An 18,904-nucleotide genomic window follows, 5' to 3' on the forward strand; every position below is an offset into this window, starting at 1 on the left:
AGAAGCTTCCAGAAATGGGGGCTTTTTTGTTGTCCATGATTCGTTCCGCCATCAGCCTGGCTGACCCAACCGCTCGCGCGCGATCATCGCCACACCGTCCAGCAGGTCGTGGCCGCTGCCCGCCTGCACCACCACTGCCAGCAGGTTGCGGCCCACATCCGCATTGCCGCCGCTCAGTTCGATCTCGCCTTCAAAGCACAGATCGCCCAACCATTCGTGCGCCTGCTGCAGACCGCGCTTGCGGGCGCGGCGGAATTCCGCGAGCAGCGTCGCTTGCCCAGCCTCGTAGTGGCCATCGGCGAGCTGGCCGATGGCGCCGCCATGCGCCGCGCGCCAGATCGCAGGCAGTGGGCGGCCCTTCCCGTCCACTGCGTCGGCTGAAAACTGCGCGCAGTACATCTCGTAGCGTTTGCCTGCCGTGCTGGCGGGTACGATGCCGGCCTCGGCGAGCAGGCGCTCGGCTTCATCCAGTTTGCTGAATTTCAGGCGCAGCAGCGCGGGGCGGCTCAGCTGCTGGGCCAGCGCGTGCTGGTTGGCGGCGAACCAGATGTTCCAGCCCACCTGCGCGCGGCCTTCCAGCGCGGCTTTGAAGTACTCCAGATGTTCGGCGTCCATGTCGGTCTCCTGCATTCCCTGCGCGATTGTAGCGAGGTCGCCATTCAAGCCGGTCAGGCGGCGCTGCCTGCCAGGCAGTGGCTGGCCTCACGCACCAGTTGCCGCGCCGCCACGATAAGGCCGTCGGTGTGGAAGTCGCCCAATTGCTGGTCTGCGCCACCGCCCACACGTACACGTTCGGCGGCGTGCAGCAGGTCCAGCACCACGCCCAGCGCGCACAGCGAACGGCTGAGCGAGGCGTGGTTGCTGGCACCCAGCATGAGACCACGACAGGGCTGTCCGTCTTCGCCATCGGCGTGCTGGATGGCGTTGAGGCAGGACACGAACGTGGACGACTGCGAGGGCGGTCCTTGTTCCTGCAACGCGCATTCGAGTTCGCGTGCGATGTCTTCGGGAACTGCATGCACGACGTCGCCGATCAGGGCATGCAGGCGCGGGTGGGAGATGCTGCTGTTGGTCATGGTGTAACCCTCACTGGCGTGGAGCCACCTTCCGGAGCGAAGGTGGCGGACGGTGCGGGTTGGCGTGCCGGGGCAAACACAACAGAGTGAGAAATCACCCGGCGGATCGAGTGATCCCCACGCACCGCCCGCCATGAAGGGCCGCCGATGCATTCTCGCGATTGCGCAGCGCTGCGCAAATCATCTGTCAGGTTTGCTTTTTCGAGACGCCAATCCCGACCGAGGCAATCTGCCTCGGCGAGGCGATCATTGGATTGCCGCACCATGGAAGTCAGTGAGGAAAATTCGCAAAAACTCTCTGCAACGCCGAGCGTGTTCCAATCTGTGCAGCGACGCACCCACGCGGCGTGCATCCCATCACCAATGGCGCAATCCGCCAACCGTCCATGACGGCCGAGGCCACTGGCAGGGGCCGGCTCCGCGTGGCGATCGCGTCAGCCGGCGCAGCATCGATGCGCAACTTGCCATCGATGAATGCAGAGGGTTCCATCCATGCACTGTGCCGTGGCCCCAGGCCGGCGTAGTCTCGGGCCATTGTCGCGCCACCTCCCAGCCCTGGAGTGCCACCATGCCGCTCGCCCGTTTCGATCTTCGCAAAGGTAAATCCGCCGACTATCTGCAACGCGTCGGCGAAACCATCTACCAGGCCATGCGCGCGGTCGGCGTGCCGGAAAACGATCGCTTCCAGATCTTCCAGGAGCACGAGCCCGGCACGCTGATCTACGATCCCGGCTACCTGGGCGTGGACCGCACCGACGACTTCAACTGCATCCAGATCACCTGGAACGAAGGGCGCACGCTGGATCAGAAGAAGGCGCTGTACCTGGGCATTGCCGATGGCCTGCACGCGGCGGTGGGCATTCGCCGCCAGGATGTCTTCATCAATCTGGTGGAAGTGAAGCGGGAAAACTGGTCGCTCGGCAATGGCGTGGCGCAGTACGTGAGGTGATCCATGAACCCGTCGTGGAATCCTGGCCCGGGTCCATTAATGCTTGAACCAACGAAAGTGTTGAGCGCCTGAGCTTGTTAGAACTTTTCAGGTGCATTAGCTGGTCATCCGCTTAGTGCGGTGAACTGTCGTAGCGTATCTACTGGGTTGATGGACGGGCGCGTCGAGCGCCTTCCCAACAGATGCACTCGTTGAGCTTTCTCACTCTGATGTGTTCCGGAAGATCCTCTCGTGCCGACCTCAGTTCGGCCCATCATATGAGTAGTGAATATCGATCTGATTGTAGGCCGAGGCGAATCTCGGCATTGGCGGTGTGGTAGAGGTTGTCAACGAGGAGAAGAGTGAAGGGCGATCCGTTCGCTGTGGCTATAGGAGGGCTGCGGTTGGCCACACATCGATCTGCCACGGCACCGCAGAAATGAACTATCGCAACGTGCTTCCACTCGATGCCAGGCACTCAACTGTCTAGTTGCTATGCTGTACATCTGTAGTCAGCGAACTTCTTGTGTTCGTTGACTTGCCGATGGCCGATTGCCGAGCCAGCCGATCATTGAAACTAACCTCTATGACCGCACGGTTGTGGGAGGCGATGAAAGCAAAGGTGCAACACTGCAGCACTTCGGTCGACGAGGTTGGAAGTTCCGATAAGGTGGAGCATCATTTCGGCCAACACTCGACGTGCAGGAGATCGGAGTGCCAAAGTGAATGGAGCCGGACTTGGAGTTCAAGTCCTTTTGAGATCTTCTCAGCCACGGCAAGCAAGGCGCTCAGTCAATGGGGCGATTGTGGGTATCTTCAGGGGCGCAAGTGACGAGGTGCGGGGCGCTTGCGCAACTCCCTAACAGGGGACAGGCAGGACGAATCTGTCTCTTGGAAGATGAGCTTGCGTACTATGCCTCTTTGAGGCTGTCAGAGTGTGTATTAGATCTGTCTATGGTCATAATTTCGAAAGTACTTTTGAGGGGTGGTTATGCGCTTTGTTCCTACTGAGCCTGATATCGCGACTACTTATGCGCGAATAGACGAAGGTGATTTGGATTTGCAGCCAGACTTTCAGCGCGGTGAGGTCTGGACGGTTGCAAAAAAGCAGCGGCTAGTGGATACGCTTATTCGTGGTTGGGTGATGCCGCCAATTCTGGTTGTTGCAATCGAAGGGGATCATCGTCTGCAGGTATTGGATGGTCAGCAGAGATTGGCGTCAATCCGAGATTTCATTAACGGACGATTCGCAATTGATGGGCGAATCGAGCCGCGTGATCCATTAATTTTAGATTTGCATGGAGTCAAATTCGATGGATTGCCAGAAGATGTGCGTCGCCGATTTTTACGGCTTCCTGTGCGGACATATGAGGTTTCCGACTATAGGCCAGAGGAGCCTGCTGAGATATTCTTTCGCTTAAATCAGCCTGCAGTTTTATCTCCGGCGGAGAAGCGGAACGCATTTTATGGCCCCGTTCGAGACGAGATACGTCATTTGGTTGACTTGGTGGAGTCCGGTATCTCTAGCGTAGGCACCATCGGATTTTCAAACAGTCGAATGGCCTATGACGATGTTCTCGCCAGGGTGGCATTCAGCTTAGATGCTGGGTCTCTGAGAGTGAAAGTGACAGCGAGTGCTGTTAGTGAGCTTTATAGAGATGGTTCCCCGTTAAGTGAATGGGTTTCGGTTCGTCTTAGGCAGGCGTGTGATCTTTTTATTAAGGTGTATAGGAAGGCTGCGAATTCGACTCACGGGATAAGGTTAAACAAAGCAACTATGTATTCATGGCTTATTTTTCTCGTTAGGTTCGATGGTAAGTATGTTCGCGGGCTAGCTGAGTTTTTCGCGGATTTTGAATTTTCAAGAGGCGCGGCCGGTGGGTATGAATTGGCTGACGATTCTTTTAAGAAATTCAATTCATTTCTTGTGCTGTTTAATGATAGAGCAAGCTCGCGTGCGTCTGATGTTAGCTCGGTTCTGATAAGGGATGTTGTTCTTTGGGTGGCATTTTGTTCGGCGAACTCAGGAGGGCGAGCTAGAAAAATAGCTGCGGAGATGACGATTAGGGAATATATGGAGATTTTCTCTGATTATGGGTGGTACGACGTTTCTATGTGTGAATCATTTGTTATGGATTTTTGTGATCATAATGAGTGGGGGGATGATTTGTATGCGTCGCGCTGACTTTGACGTCGCTTGGGATGGCTGCAGAAAGCGAAGCACCTCTCTTTTCCTAGATGAGTTGATCGTCGATGCAGGAGGGGTGACCTCGGTGAGGCTGGTTTCCCGAGTTGCTGCCTTCGTTGGCGTAAATGGGGCAGGTAAAACGGGTTTGATGCGGAAGATTTTTTCCTGTCTCGCAGGAGAAGATGTAATTTCTCGAGCTTCTGTTAAAGAAATTAGAGGGGTTTATAGAGGTAAGGAATTCTTTGCTTCGAATGAGGCGCCGGCTAATATACCTGTTGAGCTCCTTCAGTCATCGTCAGACGTTGCCGATATATTGAGGGTTTTTAGAAGGACTAATGATCTGGAAGATGTTGTAGCTCAGTATGAGGAGCGTTTGATGCCGAATGATCCTTTGGGGCTATTTAGGAATGTAGCTGGCGTTGGTTATGAATCTGTCGGTGTGACTGAGCTGGAAAGAAGTGCACTTGCGGATGGTCACGAGGAAGACGACGTAATTCCCTATTTCAAAGTGAAGGCGAGGGGGGTCGCCTATGACTCTCGCGAAATGGGCTTGGGGGAGCTTTGTGCGTTCTATGTAATTTGGCGGCTTATGCGCGCCCAAAAGAATAGTGTTGTTCTGTTGGATGAGCCTGACTCACATTTATCTCCGAGAAGCAGGGCTGCACTTATTGATGCGATAGGATTTATCGCCAATGAGCGAAGTTTAGTTGTTTTATTGACGACTCACTCTGTTGAGATGTTGGAGCAGTTGCGGCGCGAAGATAGCTTCTTGGTGTCGGAGAGTCGTGTCCCTGGTATGCCAACCTTGGATCTGATAAGTAATATGAGGGAGGCGCGGCTTCGACTAAATCTCAGAACTGAGAGAACGTTGCTTATAGTAGTAGAGGACGTTGACGCGCTGGCAGTGGTGTCGGGGATAATTAACAAATGGGCGGCTGGCGTTTCTGGTTTTGTTGATGTTGCAGTTGTCAAGGGAGGGGAGGGCGCTGTTAGGGCTTTTTGCTCTTCCTTTCCGGATAATAGGATTTGCAAGGTGGTTTCTGTTTTGGATGGCGATAAAAGGGTTGTCAAGGCAGTGAATGCCAATGATTCTGATTATTTGGTGGGGGAGGCGTACCTTCCGACAAATTTTGATCCCGTTCACTCCATTCGAATTTCAATAGGTGCAGATGTTCAACGGTTCTCTGCGCGGTTGGGGTACGATTCGGAAAGAGTGGAAGCTGCGTTGATGAACACCGTGCATTGTGATCATCATGATTTCATTAGCTCATTCATTTCATCGCTTGGCTTGGTTAATGTTCGGGTGGCGGATATGCGCCATTGCATGGTTTCGCATTGGTTGGACGACCCCCTTGTCATGGAAGACGCGAAGAGGCTAGCAACATGGATAGCCGGAAAAGTTCCATGATGATTTTTCTAGGATCGCGACCCCAGTCATACGCGGCGCCCGCTACTGCACAGTCCAAGTGCGAGGCAGAAAAAGTCCGTCAGCGTTCGATTAGAATGTTCTACCGTGCTAAGCAGCCGGTCGGTGATGACGAGATATAGATATCGCTGCCTTGGGAACTTACCTGCATTCTTCCTCGGTACACATTTTGAGAGCTGGCTCTGCGTCATGATGTCGCAGAGCTTGCGTTGAGACCGCGACTAGGGCCCAAGGTTGGCCGTGGCCCCGTAGAATGGTGGCGTGCGCCGTTCTGCTCTCCACCGCCGGTTCCAGGCTCTGGCATGGCTTGCCATGCTGCTGGTGCTGCTTGCCCCGCTGGTGAGCCGCTGGCTGGCGCATGGGCACCTGGCCGCCGCCACACCGGTGGTGGCCATGGACCACAGCATGCATGCACAGCACGCGATGGAAGGGCACCACGACCACCACGCGATGGCGATGCAGGACGGCGAAGTGGCACCAAAGCCGGCTGCCGATCCCCACGCCGATCATGAGATGGGCGTGGACTGCGATTACTGCCTGATCGCGGCGCGCTTGATCACGCTGCTGTTGGCAGTGCTGCTGTTGTTGGCACCGAGGGCGCCGGTGTGCCGCGCATTGCGTGGTGCGGTACAGGCGTTGCCGCAGCGGATATGCGGCACGTTGGGCGCGCGTGGGCCACCGGTGGCTGCGGCTGTCTGAGCCGCGCACGCGAAAGCCGCCGGGCATGGCCCGGCGTTATCGAGCTGATTGACGTCGCCGGGCATGGCCCGGCGCTACCGCGTGCGCTTTTCTTTTTGCTGCCCGGCTGACCGGGCGGCCTTGCATGCCGTGAAAAAATGAAAACCAACCCGAATGTCGCCGCCCTGCGCTGGGCGGCGCTGCCGACGCTGTGCGCCTTCGCTCTGCATGCCGCGCCCGCCCGCGCCGACGTGCCGGATCCCACCACGCTGGATACCGTGCGCGTGGTCGACACCCGCCGTGGTGAATTGTCCACCTCTGCCAGCGCCGGTTCGGCATTGGGCCTGAGTGTGCTGCAGACCCCGGCCAGCCTGACCGTGATCTCGCGCGAGCAGCTGGAACAGCGCGGCGATTCCAATCTCAACGACGCGATCACCCGCGCTGGCGCGATCAGTGCCATGCCCCATCCGGGCAACGGCCTGAGTGCGCTGTCCAGCCGTGGCTTCACCGATGGCGCCTCGGTGATGCGCCTGTACGACGGCCTGCGCCAGTACGGTGGTGTGGGCATCACCTTTCCGTTCGATACCTGGTCGATCGAGCGCATCGAGGTGCTGCGCGGGCCGGCCTCGGTCATCCACGGCGATGGCGCCATCGGCGGCGTGGTCAACATCGTGCCGAAGAAGCCTTCGCGCGGCGCCATCGAGAATGAGGTCAGCGTGACCGTGGGCAGCGAAGATACTGCGCGCCTGGGCTTCGGCAGCGGTGGCGCACTTACGCCCGTGTTGGCCTACCGCGTGGATGTCAGCGGCAACTACAGCAGCGAGTGGGTCGATCGCGGCCAGAACGGCGACGCTACGTTCTCTGCTGCGCTGCTATGGCAGCCACGGACGGACATGCAGTTCACGCTGACCCATGCGCAGGGCTACCAGAAGCCGATGCGCTACTTCGGTACGCCATTGATCGACGGGCGGCAGCTGGACGCGCTGCGCCACGAGAACTACAACGTGGCCGACAGCGTGATCCGTTTCCGCGACCGCTGGACCCAGCTCGATGCGGCCTGGACGCCGAACGACAACGTGGAATGGCGCACGCGCGTCTACCAGATCGACAGCCAGCGCGACTGGCGCAATGCCGAGGCCTATGTCTACAACGGGCGCACGGGCCTGATCGACCGCTCCGGCAACACCCAGATCACCCACAACCAGGACCAGACCGGACTGACCTCCACGCTGCGCCTGCTGGGCAATGCAGGTGGGCTGCCGAACAGCTTCGCTGTCGGCTTCGATGCCAATCGTGCGCATTTCAAGCACACCAACAACACTTATGCGGGCAGCTCGGGGCCGGTGGATCCTTTCAACCCAGTACCCGGTGGGTTCAGCAGCGATGCTCCCAACCTGCCGCGCTACCGCAACAGCGCCGAACAGGTCGCGTTGTTCGTGGAAGACCGGCTGGAACTGAGCGAGCGCTGGTCGGTGCTCGCGGGCTTGCGCCACGATCGCGCCACGATCGACCGCAATGACCTGGTCAGCGGCCAGCGTGCGTTCTCCAGGACCTACAACAGCACCGGCTGGCGCGCGGGCACGGTCTTCGCGGTGCAGCCCTCGTTGACCTTCTATGCGCAGTACTCGCAGGCGGCCGACCCGGTCAGTGGCCTGTTGATGATCAGCCCGGCCAATGGCGTGTTTGATCTGGCCAAGGGCAAGCAGGTCGAGGTTGGCATGAAGCAGGCCTTTGACGGAGGCGAGTGGACGCTGGCGGCCTATCGCATCCGCAAGACCGGCCTGCTCAGCCGTGACCCGTTGCAGCCCGACCGGCGGGTGCAGGTGGGGGCACAGACCTCAAAGGGAATCGAAGCTTCGTTGAACTGGAACTTCGCTCCACAGTGGTCGCTGGATGCCAACGCGACCGTGCTCAGGGCTGGGTTCGAGGATTTCCTGGAAGCCACCGGCACGCCGGCGGTGATCGTCTCGCGTGATGGCAACGTGCCGCCGAACGTGGCCGAGCGCCTGGCCAACGTCTGGTTGAGCTGGCAGTTCCAGCCCGACTGGAGCGTGGCCAGTGGCGTGCGTTACGTGGGCAAGCGCTATGCCGACAACGCCAACACGCTGCAGCTTCCGGGTTACGCCACCACCGACCTGGCCCTGACCTGGCAGGCCGCGCCGCGCACACGGCTGACCGCACGCGTGTTCAACGTGTTCGACAAGGCGTACTACGCCACGGCGTACTACACCAGCACGCAGTGGCTGCTGGGCGCAGACCGGCGCGTCGAGTTCAGCCTCGACCATCGCTTCTGAGGACGCACGTCATGTCGTTGCGATCCACCGCCAAACGCTGGACCTACCTGACGCATCGCTGGCTGGGCATCGGCGGGTGCCTGCTGATGTTGCTGTGGTTCGTCAGCGGCATGGTGATGCTGTTCGTCGGCTACCCGAAGCTGACGCCAGCGGAGCGGTTGGCCCCGCTGCCCGCATTGGTCGACGCGCGCGGCTGGCAGGCACTTTCCGTGTTGCCGGAAGCCGTTCGACAGGCGCCTGAGCGGGTCGTGTTGACGACGCTGCGTGGCGAGCCCGCCTACGTGGTGCGCTCCGGCGCGAACGTGGGCGCGTGGTCGGCGCATACCGGACAGGCATTGCCGCCGGTATCGACGCAGTTGGCCGAGGTTTCCGCCGCGCAGTTCGCCGGCGGCCCTGCCTTCGTTGGCGCCATGCCGCTGGACGAAGATCGCTGGACGCATTCGCGCGCGCTGGATCCGCATCGACCGTTGTACCGCGTCGGCGTCGGTGGTGCACAGCCCGGAGATGTCTACGTGTCCTCGCGTACCGGCGAAGTCGTGCTGGATGCGCCGCGCCTGCAGCAGCGCTGGAACTATGTGGGTGCGTGGTTGCACTGGCTGTACTTCCTGCGCATGCAGTCGGTGGACCCGGTATGGACCTGGACGGTGATCGTGCTGTCGGCGCTGTGCACCGTGGCCGCGATCAGCGGGGTCGTGGTCGGCATCTGGCGCTGGCGGTTTCGCGGACAGTACCGGTCAGGGTCGAAGACGCCGTACCAGGAGCCGTGGATGCACTGGCATCACCTGATCGGCTTGATGGCGAGTGCATTCGTGTTCACTTGGATCTTCAGTGGATTGATGTCGATGAACCCGCTTGGGGTGTTCAGCAGCACGGGCGTGGTGATCGACACCGCGCACTATCGAGGTGGCGTGGTGACGGTGGAGGGCGCACTGGCCGAGCCCGGCCGGCTGCTGGCTGCATCGACGGACGTTGGCTTCGTGCCGGTGGAGATCCAGTGGCGACGTATCGGTGGCGAACTGTTCGCCGTGCTGCTGGACGGGCAGGGCGATACCCGCATCGTGTCGGCCGTCGAAGGGCGCCTGCGTGTCGCACGGCTGCTGCCGGAGGCATGGCTGAAGCAGAAGGTGCAGGCGATGTCCGCTGCGCCGATTCAGGGTTTCACGATCCGGCAGGCGCCGGATGCGTACTTCTATGCGCGCGCGCCGGAGGCCATGAACGGTGCGGCGGTGCGGCGCTTCCCGGTGGCGGTGGCGTGGTTCGGCGATGCCGAGGCCACGCGCGTTTACATCGATCTGGCGACCGGCGATCCGCTGTTGACGATGGGGCATCGCGAGCGGGCCGGGCGCTGGCTGTTCTCTTTCCTGCACAGCTGGGACCTGCCTGCCGCGCTGCGTCAGCAGAACACGCGGCTGGGCGTGCTGCTGTTGCTGAGCGTGGCTGGCACGGCACTGTGTACCACCGCTGCGGTGATCGGTTACCGGCGTCTGCGGATGAAGGTGCGGCGTCGGCGGCCGTAGCACCCTGACGTTGGCCTGGCGCGTATGAGACTATCGGGAGTTCCTGGCCATGAAGGCTGCGGCCCGATGTCGATGGCCAGGGAAGTGCAGGGGCTCAATGCTTGCAAGGGTGCAACGGTAGTCCCTGGATAGGATTTCCACACAACGTAAATGGAGCAAGGATGAATTACGTTTCGATGGGTGTTCTCGCAATTGGAATTGCAGCGGCGTCTTCAAGCGTTCAGGCCAAATCGTTGCCGCGCCTGTACAGCTTTCCAACCACAACGACAGCGTCTGTTTCCAATGCGCTGCCGGCACCGGGGCAGGTGATCCAGTTGTCTGCGCAGGTCGATGGCCAAGCACTCGGGCTGTATCACATTCCAGGCAATGAGCAGATCGGTGGCTTCGTCGAATTCAAGGTCAATGGCCAAGCGGTGGGCAAGGTGCAGGTCAGTACCGTCAACACGCCGTTCCTCGGTACGGTTTCCGACCTGGACAAGGGGTGCTGGGCTGCCATCCGTGACGTCCAGGCCTGTACGCACAAGTACGCCTACGGCCGTCCGGCCAGGGTTGCGATCAACTACACCGTTCCGGCAGGCTTCACTACCGCGTCGATCACGGCGACGTTCAGTGGCGATGGTCAGTTCACGCAAGGGTCGGTGTCGGCGCCCGTCAACCTGCGCAACATTCCGACCTTTGGTGAGATCCGCGGCATGGGCAACAAGTGCCTGGATGCCGAGGGCGCCAACACCGCGCCAGGCACGGCCATCCAGGTGTGGGATTGCACACCGGGCACCGCGCAGCAGCTTTGGACCGTGAAGCCCAATACGTCGACCATCACGGGCGTGCCCAGCAATCGCGTGCTTGACATCGTGGGCTATGGCACAAGCAACGGAAGCCGGATCCAGCTCTACGACGCCCATGGTGACTGGAATCAGTCGTGGAAGTTCACCAACACATCCATCGTCGGCGTGGCCAACAAGGTGCTGGATGCCATTGGTGCGTCCAGCGCCAACGGCACCAAGATCCAGCTGTACAGCAATGCGCAGACCAGCAACCAGAAGTGGGAGTTCAATCCCGCCAACGGCTCGATTGTCGGTGTCGGTGGCAAGTGCCTGGATGTTGAAGGGGCCAATTCTGCGGATGGCACCCGCGTCCAGTTGTGGGACTGCACGGGCGTGCCGCAGCAGCGCTTCGAACTGGGCGCGGACGGGTCCATCCGTGGGCTGGGCGGCAAATGCCTGGAAGCGGCTGACGGTGCGAGCCACGATGGGAATCCGATCCGCATGTGGTCCTGCAATGGTGGCGCGCACCAGTCCTGGCGGCTGGTAGGCGAGATCCGCAACCCGCAGACCAACATGTGCCTGGATGACCCTGGCATGGGTAATGCCAATGGCTCGAAGGTGCACATGTGGATGTGCCAGGGCACAGAGAACCAGCGCTGGGAATTCTCCTCCTACTGAGTTTTCGGCCCGATGCAGTGTTGTGGAACCGTGCGCCTTCGGGCGCACGGTTCTTTGCAGGGACAGGTCAACGGCCTGCCATGCAGATCTACATCCGCAGCCAGCGTGTCGACACTGCCACCAGCAACAGTGCCATCGCCACACCGACAAAGGCGGCGATGAGGCCGAAGTGATTGGCGGCGAAACCGATCAGCGCCGGGCCGGCAAGAATGCCGGCAAAGCCGAGGGTGGACACGGCGGTGATGGCGATCGCCTGCGGCATCCGGTTCTGGCTGCCAGCCAGCGAGAACAGCGCCGGTGCGATGTTGGCGCAGCCCAGGCCGACCAGCACATAGCCGACCAACGACACCTGCCATGGCGTGACCAAGGTGAGCACCAGCACGCCGGCGCAGGCCAGCAGCGCACCGGCCACGATCGCCTTCTGCCGGCCGATGCGCTCTACCAGGCTGTCACCGAACAGGCGCGCCACGGTCATGGTCAGGGTGAAGGTCACGTAGCCGATGCCGGCATGGCTGGCATCGACCTGGCGGATGTCGGTGAGGAACACCGCGCTCCAGTCCAGCATCGCGCCCTCGGCCAGGAACGCGATGAAGGCCAGCACGCCGATGAACATGACGATGCCACGTGGCCAGGCCAGCAACGGCGTGTCGTGCGCGATGCGCTCGCTGCGCCAGTGGCGTACCGACAGCAGCGCGACCACCGCCATCATCAACACGCCCGGCAGCACCGCGGCAACCGGCGCCATGCGTGCGCTCAGCAACAGGGTCATGGTCGCCGCGCCGAGGAATCCCCCGATGCTGAAGAACGCGTGGAAGCCGGACATCATCACCCGCTGCGCTTCGCGTTCCACCACCACGGCCTGTACGTTCATCGTGCAATCCATCGCGCCTACGCCGGCACCGAAGACGAACAGCACCAGGCCCAGCAACCACGCCGAGTCGGCCAGTGCCAGGCCGGGCACCGTCGCGCAGATGATCAGCGTGGTAGCCAGCATTACCCGGCGGCAGCCCAGCCGTGCGGCCAGCACGCCCGACAGCGGCATGGCCAGCAGCGAGCCCGCGCCCAGGCACAGCAGCACCAGCCCGAGTGTTGCATCGTTGATGTCGGTACGCGTCTTGGCGAAGGGCACCAGCGTGGCCCACAGCGCGGTAGCGAAGCCGGGAATGAAGAATGCAGCGCGGGTCGCGTGCTGTTGGGCACGCGGTCGGTTGACGAGGGACATGGGCGATCCGGTCAGGGAGGTGTTGGATGCACGGTGATGCCGGCGGCGCGGAAGCGGGCGGCCAGGGCAGGCGGTGCAGACGTGGTCAGTACCAGGTCGTCGATGTCATCCAGGCTGGCGATCTGCCAGTTGCCCCGCGCGCCCAGTTTTTCGCTGGTGGCAGCGACGATGATGCGGCTGCTGCAGGCGACCATCGCGCGCTTGAGCGTGGCCTCCTCGGCATCCATCGCCCACACGCCGGTGTCCACGTCCACGGCGCAGGGGCCGGGCAGATAGACATCCGCGCGCACGCGCTGCACCTGGGCCAGCGCCTCGGCGCCAACCGCGCCGCCGCCGGCCGCCAGTCGCCCACCGATCAGCTGTACGGTGGTGCCCTCCCGCCACGCTGCGGCGGTGGCGATCTGCGGCGCGTTGGTGATCACCGTCAGCCCCAGCGCGCCCGGCAATTGCTGGGCAATGGCCAGGTTGGTCGAGCCGGCATCGATCAGCAGGACCTGGCCGGGCTGCAGCAGCGTACAGACACGGGCGGCCAGCTCGTCCTTGCCGGTGCGGTCCTGGGTCATCCGTTCGCGCAGTGGCACGGCTTTCGGGGCTGGCAGCACCGCACCCCCATAGACGCGCTGGCACAGGCCCTGGGCAGCCAGTTCACGCAGATCCCGGCGGATCGAATCTTCGGAAACCGCGTAACGGCGGGCCAGTTCGGCGGCGACCACGCGTCCCTGCTGGCGCAACTCCTGCAGGATCAACTGGGTACGTTCGGCGGGTAGTGTCGGGTCGGAGGTCATGCCTGAAGTGTGCACAATCATGCATCAACGTGCAAGATCGGGTATTGGCGGTGGCGCGTAAGGGTGGGATGTACACACTTCGGCTGCAGCGCTGGTGAATCCCACCCGAGCGCGTCCTGCCCATCGCCTTTCCAGCGCGGCATCATGGCAAGGCACCCGGCACGGAACCCTGCATGTCCTCCACTGTTCACCACAAGCTGCGCATCGGCGCCGATCAGTTCACCGGCCAGAAGGTGGTCGACCAGCAGTTCCTGGAATGCGATTTCTCCGGCGCTGACCTCACCGCCACCGAGTTCGTGAACTGCGTTTTCTACGATGCCGACACGCGCACCGGGTGCCGTTTCAGTGGTGCCACGTTGAAGGAAGCCAGCTTCCGCCAGTGCGACATCAGCATGTGCAACTTCAACTTCATCAAGGCGCTGGGGCTGGAAATCAGCGAATGCCGCGCACAGGGTGCCGATTTCAGCAACGCCAGTTTCATGAACCAGATCACCACGCGCAGCTGGTTCTGCAGTGCCTTCATCAAGAAGAGCAACCTGCGCTATGCCAACTTCTCGCGGGTGACGCTGGAGAAGTGCGAGCTGTGGGAGAACCGCTGGGACGGTGCCAACGTGAGCGGCGCCAGTTTTGCAGGGTCGGACCTGTCCGGCGGCCAGTTCGATGGCGTCGACTGGAATTCCGCCAACTTCACCGATTGCGACCTGACCAACTCCGAACTGGGCGAACTGGACCTGCGCAGCACCAACCTGCGTGGCGCCACGCTCGATGTGCAGCAGGTCGCGCTGCTGATGCAGCGGATCGGCATCACCGTGGTGCCATGAGCGTGCGTCGCGGCGCTATACCGGTGTGGCCGGCGCATGTGCCACCCAGCCCTTGAAGCTGAAGCCGGCGTAGAACAGTTCCACGTTCTCGAAGCCGGCCTCCTGCAGCAGCGCCACTTCCTGTTCGGGTGAGAGCAGCGGCAGGCGTTCGGCGATCGCCTCGGCCGCGCGCTGTGTATCGGCACGTGGAATGCCGGAAGCCTCGGCGAACGCGGCGTAGCGCTGCAGCCAGCGATGCTTGCCGGCCGCGTCCTGCGGCACGCTGTGGTGCGCCACCACCAACGGCGCACCTGCGCGCAGCCGTTGCCGCAGTTCGCGCAGGGTGTGCAGGCGCTGTTCAACGGTGAGGAAGTGCAGGGTCAGCAGGCAGGTGGCGCCGTCGAAGACGGTGCGCGGGGCATCGTCGATGTAGCCTTCCAGCAGCGTCACCTGGGCCATCAACGGCCCCAGGGTCTGTTCGGCCAGCGCGAGCATTGGCGCGGCAGGATCGACGCCGAGCATCCGCCATTGCGGGTGCGCTTCTGCGAAGGCCTTGAGTTCCAGGCCGCCGCCTGCGCCGAGCACCAGCACCTGGCCATCATCGGGTACGTGTTCGGCCAGCAGCAGGTGGCTCATCTGCTGCAGTCCGAGGAAACCTGGTACCTGCCGCAGCGGGCCCTCCGCGTAGCGGGCCACGGCGTGGGGATCGGAGAAGGACATCGGAAGGATTCCTGCGGCAATGGCGAACATCCACTTTACCGTGCTCGGCAAGTGTCGATTGCACAGTGGCCCGCCTTTGCTTAAGGTCTGCGCCTGCATGCATTGAAGAGATCGGGAATGGACCCTCGCAGCCCCGCGATGCCATCGGCGGAAGCCTTCGAACTGGCGCTGACAATGCTGGGACGGGAGGGCGTGGATGAGGAGCAGGCCGAGCGGGCGCTGCTCGCGCTCGGCAGCGAACACTGGCAGATGCGCCGCCTGCTGGTGTGGTTGCCTGAAGCCTTCGCCATGGCCCTGATCGGTCATATGGAGCTGGGCGTGCAGCTGCCCGGTACCTTCACCGCCTCCGACGCACAGGGCGAGCTGCATGAACTGCCGCTCGACCGTGAGCCTGTATTCGCTGCCGGTCTCCAGCGCGCCCTGGCCATGTACCACGAAGGTCCACGCGCCGCGTTCCGGGCGATCTGCCAGCGCAGTTCGTCGCTCAATGCGATCGACAACGCCTTGAATACCGGCGCCGATCTGCGGGGCGCCGCGCTTTCGGGTCCGGAGCTTCTGGACATCCCGGCAGAGACCTACCTCGCCCATTGAGCCCGGGGTTTTCAGAGCGCGGGCTTCATCCCGTCTGCTTCCAGGCGATACAGGCCGGTCAATCGCCAGTCATCGTGTACACGCTGCAGCCGGTACTCATGGATGCGGACGCTTGAGCGGCGCTGTTGCGCGGTACGTATGGACGCTGCGTCGCCGAGGATCTGCACGGCCAGGACCTGTTCCATTTCCGGATCATGCGCTGACTCGACGCTGGGCCGGCGCATGACAGTGCGAGAGGTGCCCGGCAGGGCATAGTGCTCCACCAGCTTCGCGTACGACGCATCGGCCAATGCCTGGCCGCGCGATGGGCCATGCTCTGCCAGCCGTGCAAGCGAGGCCTTGTTCCATTCCAGGAAGTCGGACTGGAAGGCGCGCATGCGTACGACCGGCGTGCTGCCGCCCAGATCCAGCGCGCTGCGTTCGAAAACAAGAAGCGGCAGAACCTCGCCGAACCCCACGTCGCGGCCATAGCGGAAGCTGCGTTCGGCCTGCGGCCTGCCATTGCAAAGCAGTGCGACGCGACCGGGCTTGCTGGAATGAACCATCAAGTGCCGTTGAAAATAGCCCTGTACCGGCTCGGCATCCGTGTTGGACGCCCCCGGCGCGGTGATCTGCAGTTGGCAGTTGCCATCCGTGGGCGCATAGCCAGCGATCTGCAGCGAGCCGTCGGGTGGCCCGAAGGTGACGCAACCACTGGCCAGCCCGCAGACCAAGGTGATGCCGATCCATCGACGCATGCGGGCGCTCCTTGCCTGGATGGCTGGCAGGATAACGCACTCGGATGCTTCAGCTGTGCTGCTGCAACGCCTTCCCAAGCACCTGCCAGATCTTCGGGTCCTGGCACTGCGACACATTGAAGCGCACGTAGTCGGCAGCCCGCTGCGACTGGCTGAAGGCATTGCCCGGCGCCACCACCACGCCTTCGCGCAGGCACTGCCTGGCCACCGCCGATGCATCGCGGCCATCGGGCAGCTGGCACCACAGGAACAGCCCTGCATCGGGTTGCAGCCATGGCGTGATGCCCAGCTTCTGCACCTGCCGCAGCGTGTGCTTGCGCGCATCGGCCAGGCGCGTGCGCACCGCCTGCATGTGGCGGCGGTAGCCACTGTCGGTCAGTGCGATCTGCATCAGGTGCGCAGCCAGGTGCCCACCGCCGAAGCTGGTGGCCAGCTTCAGATCGGTCAGTGCCTCGATCCAGTCCGGGCGCGCGGCGATGTAGCCGCAGCGCGATGCCGCGGAAATGGTCTTTGAGAAACTGCCGACATGGATCACCCGCGACAATCCATCCAGCGCCGCCAGCCGCGGCGCCGGGCGCAGCTCGAAGTCGGCGAAGATGTCATCTTCGATGATGATCAGTTCGCTGTGTTCGGCCAGGCCCAGCAGGCGGTGTGCCGTGGTCGCCGACAGCACCGCGCCGGTCGGGTTGTGCAGCCCGGCGTTGGTGATGTACAGGCGTGGTGCGTGTTCCTGCAGCGCGCTGGYAAACACCTGCAGGTCCGGCCCAGTGTGCGTGTACGGTATGCCGATGGCCTGCACCTGATGGGCCTTCAACATCGCGTGGTAATTGAAATAGCTCGGGTCGTCGACCAGCACGCAGTCACCGGGCTTCAGCAGGAAGCGGCAGATCAGGTCGACCGCGTGCGTCCCCGATTCGGCCAGCAGCAACTGCTCCATCGACGCGTCGATGCCCAGCGTGGCCGCGCGTCGCTGCAGTGTCTGCCGCAATGCCGGCAGGCCCAGCGGTCCTGCATAGTCCACCAGCTGCGCGGAGTCGGCGCGGGCCATGCGGCGCAGGCCGCGGCGCAGGCCATCGTGGTACAGCCAGTCGCTGGGCATCCAGCCGCAGCCAGGCTTGAGGTGTCCCGGCGGGGTTTCCAGCGATTGCCGTGATACCCACAGCGGGTCCACCGCGCGATCCAGCCGCGGTTCCATTTCCGCCAGCGCCAGTGGTGCCGCCGGGCCAGCCACGTAGAAGCCGGAGCCGGCGCGCGCGGCGATCACGCCTTCGGCGGCCAAGCGTTCGTAGGCCTCGACCACGGTGGACACGGAAACGCCCATCGCCGTGGCCTGCGCGCGCACCGAGGGCAGGCGGCTGCCCGGGCCATCCAGACGCGAACTGATGCGGGAGCGGACGGCGTGGATGACGCTGTCGATGCGGCTGGGCGGTCGGGACATGCGCGTGACTGTAAGGGGATTGTGGTCAGTACAGTTACTTGTGACTGTACTGGATTGTAGCTGTGTATCGCCCGTGCCCGGTGGCCCAATGAAGGGCACGGCCGGCCATTGCCCGGCATTTCTGGAGCAGGGTGTGGAACGGTCGGCAAGCGGGTGGATCAATGGCTTCATCGGTGTGGTGATCTTCGCCGGCTCTTTGCCGGCCACCCGTCTGGCAGTGATGGAGCTGGACGCCAGCTTCGTCACCGCCGCACGCGCCAGCATCGCCGCGTTGCTGGGGCTGGTGCTGCTGCTGGCATTGCGCCAGCCGCGCCCGGTCAGAAGCGATCTGCCCGGTCTGGTGCTGGTCAGCCTGGGCGTGGTGGTGGGCTTCCCGTTGCTGACCGCGCTTGCCCTGCGTCACGCCTCCTCGGCACATACCATCGTGTTCCTGGGCCTGTTGCCGCTGAGCACGGCGGTATTCGGCGTCCTGCGCGGCGGTGACCGGCCACGCCCGGCATTCTGGGTGTTCTCGCTGCTGGGCAGCGCCTGTGTGGTCGGCTACGCCGCGCGCAACGGCATCGAAGCCTCACTGCAGGCCGACCTGTTGATGCTGGCAGCGATCGTGGTGTGCGGACTTGGCTATGCCGAGGGCGGCCGCCTGGCCCGGCATCTGGGTGGCTGGCAGGTAATCAGCTGGGCATTGCTGCTGGCATTGCCGGTGATGCTGCCGCTGATGGTGGCGATGCGCCCGGCCTCGTTCACGGCGGTGGCCGCGTCGGCCTGGTGGGCGCTGGGGTACGTGGCGGTGTTCAGCATGCTGGTCGGTTTCCTGTTCTGGTATCGCGGCCTGGCCCAGGGCGGTATCGCTGCGGTCGGCCAGCTGCAGCTGCTGCAGCCGTTCTTCGGCCTGGCGCTGGCGGCGCTGCTGCTGCACGAGACCGTCAGCGCCGGCATGTTGCTGGTGACCGTGGCAGCGGTGATCTGCGTGGCCGGCGCCCGCCGCTTCAGCCGATGACGCGCGATAGCGTCGGCGTATCGTGGCGTGCCGCCAACAGTATTGGCCGGGGCCGGCGCGCCTGG

The 18,904-nt window shown here is 62.6% G+C and carries 17 protein-coding genes; 10 read left to right on the forward strand and 7 right to left on the reverse strand.

Going from position 1 to position 18,904, the window contains the following annotated elements:
- Positions 1–51 precede the first annotated feature (51 nt).
- Together AC1DCU_RS09815 and AC1DCU_RS09820 are read right to left on the reverse strand one after the other, a co-directional pair.
- The gene (locus tag AC1DCU_RS09815) at positions 52–615 is read right to left on the reverse strand and encodes a hypothetical protein (RefSeq protein WP_442251297.1); all 564 of its coding nucleotides are present in this window, start codon (positions 613–615) and stop codon (positions 52–54) included.
- A 53-nt stretch (positions 616–668) separates the two neighbouring features.
- A complete protein-coding gene (locus tag AC1DCU_RS09820) occupies positions 669–1,076 on the reverse strand; it encodes a hypothetical protein (protein WP_478013573.1) in 408 nt (135 codons plus the stop codon).
- A gap of 568 nt (positions 1,077–1,644) precedes the next feature.
- Here AC1DCU_RS09820 and AC1DCU_RS09825 point away from each other — a divergent pair.
- From AC1DCU_RS09825 to AC1DCU_RS09855, 7 genes are all read left to right on the forward strand, one after another.
- Entirely contained in the window at positions 1,645–2,025 is a 381-nt protein-coding gene (locus tag AC1DCU_RS09825; protein ID WP_442251295.1) for a tautomerase family protein, read from the forward strand.
- Positions 2,026–2,995: 970 nt separating this feature from the next.
- Positions 2,996–4,189, forward strand: coding sequence for a DUF262 domain-containing protein (locus tag AC1DCU_RS09830; RefSeq protein WP_442251294.1), 1,194 nt, complete (start codon positions 2,996–2,998; stop codon positions 4,187–4,189).
- Positions 4,176–5,600: an AAA family ATPase gene (locus tag AC1DCU_RS09835; RefSeq protein WP_478013572.1), complete on the forward strand. Its 1,425-nt coding sequence runs from the start codon at positions 4,176–4,178 to the stop codon at positions 5,598–5,600. Before AC1DCU_RS09830 ends, AC1DCU_RS09835 begins: the two co-directional genes overlap by 14 nt.
- 330 nt (positions 5,601–5,930) lie before the next feature.
- A complete protein-coding gene (locus AC1DCU_RS09840; protein WP_442251308.1) occupies positions 5,931–6,317 on the forward strand; it encodes a DUF2946 family protein in 387 nt (128 codons plus the stop codon).
- Between the two features lie 137 nt (positions 6,318–6,454).
- Positions 6,455–8,590, forward strand: coding sequence for a TonB-dependent receptor (locus tag AC1DCU_RS09845; RefSeq protein WP_478013571.1), 2,136 nt, complete (start codon positions 6,455–6,457; stop codon positions 8,588–8,590).
- Positions 8,591–8,601: 11 nt separating this feature from the next.
- Positions 8,602–10,107, forward strand: coding sequence for a PepSY domain-containing protein (locus AC1DCU_RS09850; RefSeq protein WP_442251291.1), 1,506 nt, complete (start codon positions 8,602–8,604; stop codon positions 10,105–10,107).
- Between the two features lie 305 nt (positions 10,108–10,412).
- Positions 10,413–11,549: an RICIN domain-containing protein gene (locus tag AC1DCU_RS09855; protein ID WP_478014162.1), complete on the forward strand. Its 1,137-nt coding sequence runs from the start codon at positions 10,413–10,415 to the stop codon at positions 11,547–11,549.
- A gap of 88 nt (positions 11,550–11,637) precedes the next feature.
- On the opposite strand, the gene AC1DCU_RS09860 is transcribed toward AC1DCU_RS09855, so the two are convergent.
- Together AC1DCU_RS09860 and AC1DCU_RS09865 are read right to left on the reverse strand one after the other, a co-directional pair.
- The gene (locus AC1DCU_RS09860) at positions 11,638–12,771 is read right to left on the reverse strand and encodes an MFS transporter (RefSeq protein WP_313115435.1); all 1,134 of its coding nucleotides are present in this window, start codon (positions 12,769–12,771) and stop codon (positions 11,638–11,640) included.
- Positions 12,772–12,782: 11 nt separating this feature from the next.
- Entirely contained in the window at positions 12,783–13,556 is a 774-nt protein-coding gene (locus AC1DCU_RS09865) for a DeoR/GlpR family DNA-binding transcription regulator (RefSeq protein ID WP_312964050.1), read from the reverse strand.
- 173 nt (positions 13,557–13,729) lie between these two features.
- Here AC1DCU_RS09865 and smqnr point away from each other — a divergent pair, with 173 nt between their 5' ends.
- Entirely contained in the window at positions 13,730–14,377 is a 648-nt protein-coding gene (smqnr, locus tag AC1DCU_RS09870; RefSeq protein WP_033830499.1) for a SmQnr family pentapeptide repeat protein, read from the forward strand.
- A 15-nt stretch (positions 14,378–14,392) separates the two neighbouring features.
- On the opposite strand, the gene AC1DCU_RS09875 is transcribed toward smqnr, so the two are convergent.
- A complete protein-coding gene (locus AC1DCU_RS09875; RefSeq protein ID WP_100435895.1) occupies positions 14,393–15,076 on the reverse strand; it encodes a class I SAM-dependent methyltransferase in 684 nt (227 codons plus the stop codon).
- A gap of 117 nt (positions 15,077–15,193) precedes the next feature.
- Between AC1DCU_RS09875 and AC1DCU_RS09880 the strand changes: the two genes are divergently transcribed.
- Positions 15,194–15,667 (forward strand): hypothetical protein, encoded by a 474-nt coding sequence (locus AC1DCU_RS09880; RefSeq protein ID WP_144435712.1) that lies wholly within the window; start codon positions 15,194–15,196, stop codon positions 15,665–15,667.
- 11 nt (positions 15,668–15,678) lie between these two features.
- On the opposite strand, the gene AC1DCU_RS09885 is transcribed toward AC1DCU_RS09880, so the two are convergent.
- Together AC1DCU_RS09885 and AC1DCU_RS09890 are read right to left on the reverse strand one after the other, a co-directional pair.
- On the reverse strand, positions 15,679–16,404 hold the full coding sequence (locus AC1DCU_RS09885; protein ID WP_282279647.1) for a hypothetical protein: 726 nt from the start codon (positions 16,402–16,404) through the stop codon (positions 15,679–15,681).
- A gap of 49 nt (positions 16,405–16,453) precedes the next feature.
- Positions 16,454–17,842 carry an aminotransferase-like domain-containing protein gene (locus tag AC1DCU_RS09890; RefSeq protein WP_478014164.1) on the reverse strand — a complete coding sequence of 463 codons (1,389 nt, stop codon included), beginning with the start codon at positions 17,840–17,842 and terminating at the stop codon, positions 16,454–16,456.
- 133 nt (positions 17,843–17,975) lie between these two features.
- Between AC1DCU_RS09890 and AC1DCU_RS09895 the strand changes: the two genes are divergently transcribed.
- Positions 17,976–18,839: a DMT family transporter gene (locus AC1DCU_RS09895; RefSeq protein ID WP_099785940.1), complete on the forward strand. Its 864-nt coding sequence runs from the start codon at positions 17,976–17,978 to the stop codon at positions 18,837–18,839.
- The last annotated feature ends 65 nt before the right edge of the window (positions 18,840–18,904 follow it).

This window comes from Stenotrophomonas sp. 10L48, from assembly GCF_056395105.1.

Coding starts and splice junctions, on each gene's coding strand:
- AC1DCU_RS09815 (WP_442251297.1), bottom strand. CDS start 615: ATGGACGCCGAACATCTGGAGTACTTCAAAGCCGCGCTGGAAGGCCGC.
- AC1DCU_RS09850 (WP_442251291.1), top strand. CDS start 8,602: ATGTCGTTGCGATCCACCGCCAAACGCTGGACCTACCTGACGCATCGC.
- AC1DCU_RS09885 (WP_282279647.1), bottom strand. CDS start 16,404: ATGCGTCGATGGATCGGCATCACCTTGGTCTGCGGGCTGGCCAGTGGT.
- AC1DCU_RS09830 (WP_442251294.1), top strand. CDS start 2,996: ATGCGCTTTGTTCCTACTGAGCCTGATATCGCGACTACTTATGCGCGA.
- AC1DCU_RS09865 (WP_312964050.1), bottom strand. CDS start 13,556: ATGACCTCCGACCCGACACTACCCGCCGAACGTACCCAGTTGATCCTG.
- AC1DCU_RS09880 (WP_144435712.1), top strand. CDS start 15,194: ATGGACCCTCGCAGCCCCGCGATGCCATCGGCGGAAGCCTTCGAACTG.
- AC1DCU_RS09825 (WP_442251295.1), top strand. CDS start 1,645: ATGCCGCTCGCCCGTTTCGATCTTCGCAAAGGTAAATCCGCCGACTAT.
- AC1DCU_RS09845 (WP_478013571.1), top strand. CDS start 6,455: ATGAAAACCAACCCGAATGTCGCCGCCCTGCGCTGGGCGGCGCTGCCG.
- smqnr (WP_033830499.1), top strand. CDS start 13,730: ATGTCCTCCACTGTTCACCACAAGCTGCGCATCGGCGCCGATCAGTTC.
- AC1DCU_RS09820 (WP_478013573.1), bottom strand. CDS start 1,076: ATGACCAACAGCAGCATCTCCCACCCGCGCCTGCATGCCCTGATCGGC.
- AC1DCU_RS09860 (WP_313115435.1), bottom strand. CDS start 12,771: ATGTCCCTCGTCAACCGACCGCGTGCCCAACAGCACGCGACCCGCGCT.
- AC1DCU_RS09840 (WP_442251308.1), top strand. CDS start 5,931: ATGCTGCTGGTGCTGCTTGCCCCGCTGGTGAGCCGCTGGCTGGCGCAT.
- AC1DCU_RS09835 (WP_478013572.1), top strand. CDS start 4,176: ATGCGTCGCGCTGACTTTGACGTCGCTTGGGATGGCTGCAGAAAGCGA.
- AC1DCU_RS09875 (WP_100435895.1), bottom strand. CDS start 15,076: ATGTCCTTCTCCGATCCCCACGCCGTGGCCCGCTACGCGGAGGGCCCG.